This is a genomic window from Nocardia sp. NPDC003345 (assembly GCF_053589395.1).
In genome coordinates, this window is the sequence record NZ_JBSFRU010000404.1 from 1 (window position 1) to 5118 (window position 5118).

Consider the following 5118-nt stretch of genomic DNA (forward strand, 5'->3'; position numbering starts at 1 on the left):
CGCACGGCTCCGGAGGCGACCGGACCCATTCGGCCCCGGCGGCGGTGGTGTACGCCCCGGAGATGCCGCGGGTCGCCTGATCTACCTGCGCCGTGCCCGTGCCCGGACGGGTCCCGGGGCCGGGTTGGTAGGTTTTCCCGGTGTCGGATGCCGAGATGATGGCGCGTGGTGAGGCTGCTCTGCTGGGGCCCGCGCAGGTGCGCGAACTGGCCGAGCGGCTCGGGGTGCGCCCGACCAAACAGCTCGGCCAGAACTTCGTGCACGACGCCAACACCGTCCGGCGGATCGTGACCGCCGCCGGGGTCGGGCGCGCCGATACCGTGCTCGAGGTCGGGCCCGGGCTCGGCTCGCTCACTCTCGCCCTGCTGGATGTGGTGGACACGGTGGTGGCGGTCGAAATCGATCCCGTGCTGGCCGGGCAGCTGCCCGCCACGGTCCGGGAGCGCGCCGGGGGGCTGGCGGACCGGCTGACCGTGGTGCCCGGTGACGCCCTGCGGGTGCGCGCCGGTGAACTGCCCGCGGCCCCGACCGCGCTGGTGGCGAATCTGCCCTACAACGTGGCCGTTCCGGTACTGCTGCATCTGCTGGCCGAATTCCCCACGCTGTCGACCGCGCTGGTGATGGTGCAGGCCGAGGTCGCCGACCGGCTCGCGGCCCGTCCTGGTAGCCGGGTGTACGGGGTGCCGAGTGTGAAGGCCGGTTTCTACGGGACGGTGGCCAAGGCCGGATCGGTGGGGCGGCAGGTGTTCTGGCCGGTTCCGCAGGTGGAATCCGGGCTGGTGCGGGTGGACCGGTTCACCGAACCGCCGTGGCCGGTCGGTGAGGAACATCGGGCCCGCGTCTTCGGGGTCGTCGATATGGCCTTCGCGCAGCGCCGCAAGACGTTGCGCGCGGCGCTGGCGGGTTGGGCGGGTGGCCCCGCGGAGGCCGAGCGGCGGCTGGTCGCCGCCGGAATCGCTCCGGCCGCCCGCGGGGAGACCCTGGATACCGCGGCGTTCGTCCGGCTCGCCGCGCAATCCTGATCAGCCGGCGATCTCGTACCCGGCCTCGTCCACGGCGGCCGCGACCGCGGCATCGGTCACATCGCCCGCGACCACGACCCGGCCCGATTCGAGGTCGACGTCGACGCTGGTGACACCGTCGATCTTGCCGATCTCGGATTTCACCGACTGCACGCAGTGGCCGCAGGTCATGCCGGTGACGGTGTAGGTGCTGGTGGTGGGCATTGGCGTCTCCTTCGTGCGGGTCCCTCGTGGGACGGTACCGCCCAATATACCCCCAGGGGGTACTTGCGGCAACGGCCGCGACCCCGGCCATCGGCTGCCCTCCGGGAGGGCCAGCCGTTAGGCTGGGTCACCGTGCTGTCCGTTGTGCCCAGTCCCGTCACCGTACGGGCGCCCTCGAAGGTCAACCTCCATCTGGGAGTGGGTGACCTGCGCGCAGACGGCTACCACGAGCTCACCACCGTGTTCCAGGCGCTGTCGCTCGCCGACGATCTCGAGATCGCGCCCGCCAATTCGCTCGCCCTGCGGGTCACCGGTGAGGGCGCGGCGGAGGTCCCCACCGACCGCACCAATCTGGCATGGAAGGCCGCGGTCCGGATGGCGCAGCTCGCCGGACGGGAGCCGCTGGTGGAGATCACCATCGACAAGGGCATTCCGGTGGCCGGAGGGATGGCGGGCGGCAGCGCCGACGCGGCCGCCACCCTGGTCGGGCTGAACGAACTCTGGGAGATGGGCCTGCACCGCGACGAACTCGCCGCCGTGGCAGCCGAACTCGGTAGCGATGTCCCCTTCGCCCTGCACGGTGGTACCGCGCTGGGTACCGGGCGCGGCGAACGATTGCTCCCGGTGTTGTCCCGCAACTCCTTCCACTGGGTACTCGCACTGGCGAAGGGCGGTCTGTCGACCCCCGAGGTGTTCACCGAACTCGATCGGCTGCGGGTACAGGGCAACCCGCCCCGGCTCGGCGAACCGCAGGAACTCATGCAGGCGTTGGCCTCCGGCGACGCGAAACAACTCGCACCGCTGCTGGGCAACGATCTGCAGGCCGCCGCGGTCTCGCTGCGCCCGGAACTACGCCGGACACTGCGCGCGGGCGTGGAGGTCGGTGCGCTGGCCGGGCTGGTGTCGGGTTCCGGCCCGACCTGCGCGTTCCTGTGTGATTCCGCCGAATCGGCGGTCGCGGTGGCGGCGGAACTGTCCGGCGCGGGAGTGGCGCGCAGTGTCCGCAACGCCACCGGCCCGGTGCCGGGCGCCCGGGTCACCAACCAGGAGGAGCCGCCGCATCCACTCCCCGAGCCACCCGCCTCGGGGCCGCGGCGCGCCTGACCGCGCCCGGTCTCGGTTGTGACCGGACACCCGGCGGACGGCCGATCCGGCCCGGGCAGCCCGGCGCCGGAGCCGACGCGCGATCCGGCCCCGACCGGCGGCTCGATAGGCTGAGCCGAGCCGCGGCGCGCGCGGTACGAAGCCGGAGGCGGAAGGATTCATGTCCAACCTGATCAACCTCGAGCAGGTCAGCAAGAGTTTCGGGATCAAGCCCCTGCTGGACGGGGTATCGCTGGGAGTCCACGCGGGCGACCGGATCGGGGTGGTGGGCCTCAACGGCGGCGGTAAGACCACCCTGCTCGAGGTGCTGACCGGGATCGAGGAGCCGGACGCGGGCCGGGTCAGCCGGCTCGGCGGGCTGCGGCTGGCCGTGGTGACCCAGCGCGGGGCACTGCCCGAGGACGCGACCGTCGGCGAGGTGGTCTTGGCCGGTCTGGCCGAGGACGCGCCCACCGGCGATATCGCCGAACACGAATGGGCCGCCAACCCGCGGATCCGGTCGGTCCTCGACGGTATCGGTATCGCGGGTCTGGGCCTGGACGCCAAGGTGACCAATCTGTCCGGTGGCGAGCGCCGCCGGGTGGCGCTGGCGGCGGCGCTGGTCCGGGAATTGGATCTGCTGGTCCTGGACGAGCCGACCAACCACCTGGATGTCGAAGGCGTGCAGTGGCTGGCCGAACATCTGCTGGCCCGGCGCAGCGCGCTGGTGGTGGTGACCCACGACCGCTGGTTCCTGGACACCGTCGCCACCAACACCTGGGAGGTGGTCGGCGGCCGGGTGGAGACCTACGAGGGCGGTTACGGCGACTGGGTGTTCGCCCGCGCCGAACGCGCGCGCCAGGCCGACGCCACCGAGGCCCGGCGCAAGAACCTCGCCCGTAAGGAACTGGCCTGGCTGCGTCGCGGCCCGCAGGCCCGGACCTCCAAACCGCGCTACCGGGTCGAGGCGGCAGAGGCGCTGATCGCCGATGTACCACCGCCACGCGACAGCGTCTCGCTGGCCGCCTTCGCGAAGAAGCGGCTGGGCCGGGTGGTGGTCGAACTCGAGGACGCCACGCTGACCACTCCGGACGGCCGCGAACTGGTACAGGATCTGACCTGGCGGCCGGCGCCCGGTGAACGGGTCGGCCTGGTGGGGGTGAACGGATCCGGTAAGACCACGCTGCTGCGCGCGCTCGCCGGTGACCAGGAGCCGGTGGCGGGCCGCCGGATTCAGGGGCAGACCGTGCGGATCGGCTGGTTGCGGCAGGAACTCGACGATCTGCCCACCGATATGCGGGTGCTGGAGGCGGTACAGCAGATCGCCATGCGTATCACCCTCGGCGAGGGCAGCAAGGCGCTGGAACTCTCGGCCGGGCAGCTGGCCGAGCGCCTGGGTTTCAACCCGGCCCGGCAGCGCACACCGGTCCGCGATCTCTCCGGCGGTGAGCGCCGCCGGCTGCAGCTGACACGGATCCTGATGTCGGAACCGAATGTGCTGCTGCTCGACGAGCCGACCAACGATCTCGATATCGACACCCTGCAGCAGCTCGAAGATCTGCTGGACAACTGGGCGGGCACGCTCGTGGTGATCAGTCACGACCGCTACCTGATCGAACGGATCTGCGATACCACCTGGGCGCTGTTCGGCGACGGCAAACTGACGAACCTGCCCGGCGGAATCGCGCAGTACCTCACCCGGCGCGCCGAACTCGCCACCGGTACTTCCACGGCCCGGTCGGCGAACCCGGCCGCGGAATCGGCCGCCGCACCGCAGACCGATTCCTCGGCCTATCGCGCGGCGCGCAAGGAACTGACCCGTCTGGAGCGGGCCATCGACAAACTCGGTGAACGGGAGGCCGCGCTGCATACCGCGCTGGCCGCCGCCGCGACCGAACCCGAGAAGCTGGTCGGTCTGGGCGCCGAACTGAAGGATATCCAGACGCAGAAGGAAACCGCCGAACAGCGGTGGATGGAACTGGCCGACCAGGTCTGATCGGCGGGTCAGCGGGTACCGGCGGCCGGTCCGTCCTCGCCCGCGATCGGCAGGCTGGCCTGCACGAACTCGTTGCCGAACGCGGTGAGCGCGATACCGCGGTGCTGCAGCCGTCCGCGCCCGCCTGCCTGTTTCAGCAGATCGGCGACGGCGCTCTGGGCCTCCAGCAGCTGATAGCGCTCCGGGGTACCCACGGAGTCCCGCAATACCTCGATGAGACCGATACGGCGCAGGTTGGCGAGATAGCGGTGCACCCGGTCGGGATGGCGCAGCCCGGCGTTCTCCCCGATCATGCTCACCCCGAGGTCGGCGGGAGCGGTGCGCGGTTCCGCGGTACGGGCCCCGCGCCACGACGACCTGCCACCGCGGACCGTCACCGCCGGTTGCGGTCCCTGCACCCGCAGCAGCCGCAGGATGCGGGCCTCGTCGGAGGTGAGTTCGGCGAGGATCCGGGCGAACGCCGGATGCCCCTCGTCGGGGTCCTGGGGGCTGGCGGCCAGGCGCAACAGCGCGGCACCCTGTTCGCGCAACGACCGTTCACTCCGGGACTCGCCGGCCGCGGGCTCGGCGGCGGGGACACCGAGCGCCTCGCGCAGTGCCTCGCGGACCCGGCTCGCGGCCTCGGTGCGGATCTCGGCCGGAGGTAATCCGGCCATACTGCCCCGCACCACGGTTTCGGTGACGTCGAGCGCGGTGTGCACACCCCATTTCGCGGTACCCGACACCGCCGAGGCCGCTACGCGCGCCACGCCGCCGACCGCACGCACCGTGGCGGCGGGCCCGCCTGGCCCGGTCCGCCTGGGCTCTGTGCCG

The 5118-nt window shown here is 71.8% G+C and carries 5 protein-coding genes; 3 read left to right on the forward strand and 2 right to left on the reverse strand.

The genetic code is table 11. The annotated features are described in order from the left end of the window. The first annotated feature begins 155 nt into the window (after window positions 1-155). Entirely contained in the window at window positions 156-1022 is an 867-nt protein-coding gene (gene rsmA, locus ACWDU1_RS29270) for a 16S rRNA (adenine(1518)-N(6)/adenine(1519)-N(6))-dimethyltransferase RsmA (protein WP_450003401.1), read from the forward strand. Here rsmA and ACWDU1_RS29275 read toward each other — a convergent pair whose 3' ends face one another. Continuing rightward, a complete protein-coding gene (locus ACWDU1_RS29275; RefSeq protein WP_450003394.1) occupies window positions 1023-1226 on the reverse strand; it encodes a heavy-metal-associated domain-containing protein in 204 nt (67 codons plus the stop codon). A 132-nt stretch (window positions 1227-1358) separates the two neighbouring features. Here ACWDU1_RS29275 and ACWDU1_RS29280 point away from each other — a divergent pair, with 132 nt between their 5' ends. Then, window positions 1359-2330 carry a 4-(cytidine 5'-diphospho)-2-C-methyl-D-erythritol kinase gene (locus tag ACWDU1_RS29280; RefSeq protein WP_450003396.1) on the forward strand — a complete coding sequence of 324 codons (972 nt, stop codon included), beginning with the start codon at window positions 1359-1361 and terminating at the stop codon, window positions 2328-2330. A 160-nt stretch (window positions 2331-2490) separates the two neighbouring features. Further along, window positions 2491-4305 carry an ABC-F family ATP-binding cassette domain-containing protein gene (locus tag ACWDU1_RS29285; RefSeq protein WP_450003397.1) on the forward strand — a complete coding sequence of 605 codons (1815 nt, stop codon included), beginning with the start codon at window positions 2491-2493 and terminating at the stop codon, window positions 4303-4305. A gap of 8 nt (window positions 4306-4313) precedes the next feature. On the opposite strand, the gene ACWDU1_RS29290 is transcribed toward ACWDU1_RS29285, so the two are convergent. Next, the coding region (locus tag ACWDU1_RS29290; RefSeq protein WP_450003399.1) for an Abi-alpha family protein at window positions 4314-5118 on the reverse strand (805 nt) is incomplete at its 5' end.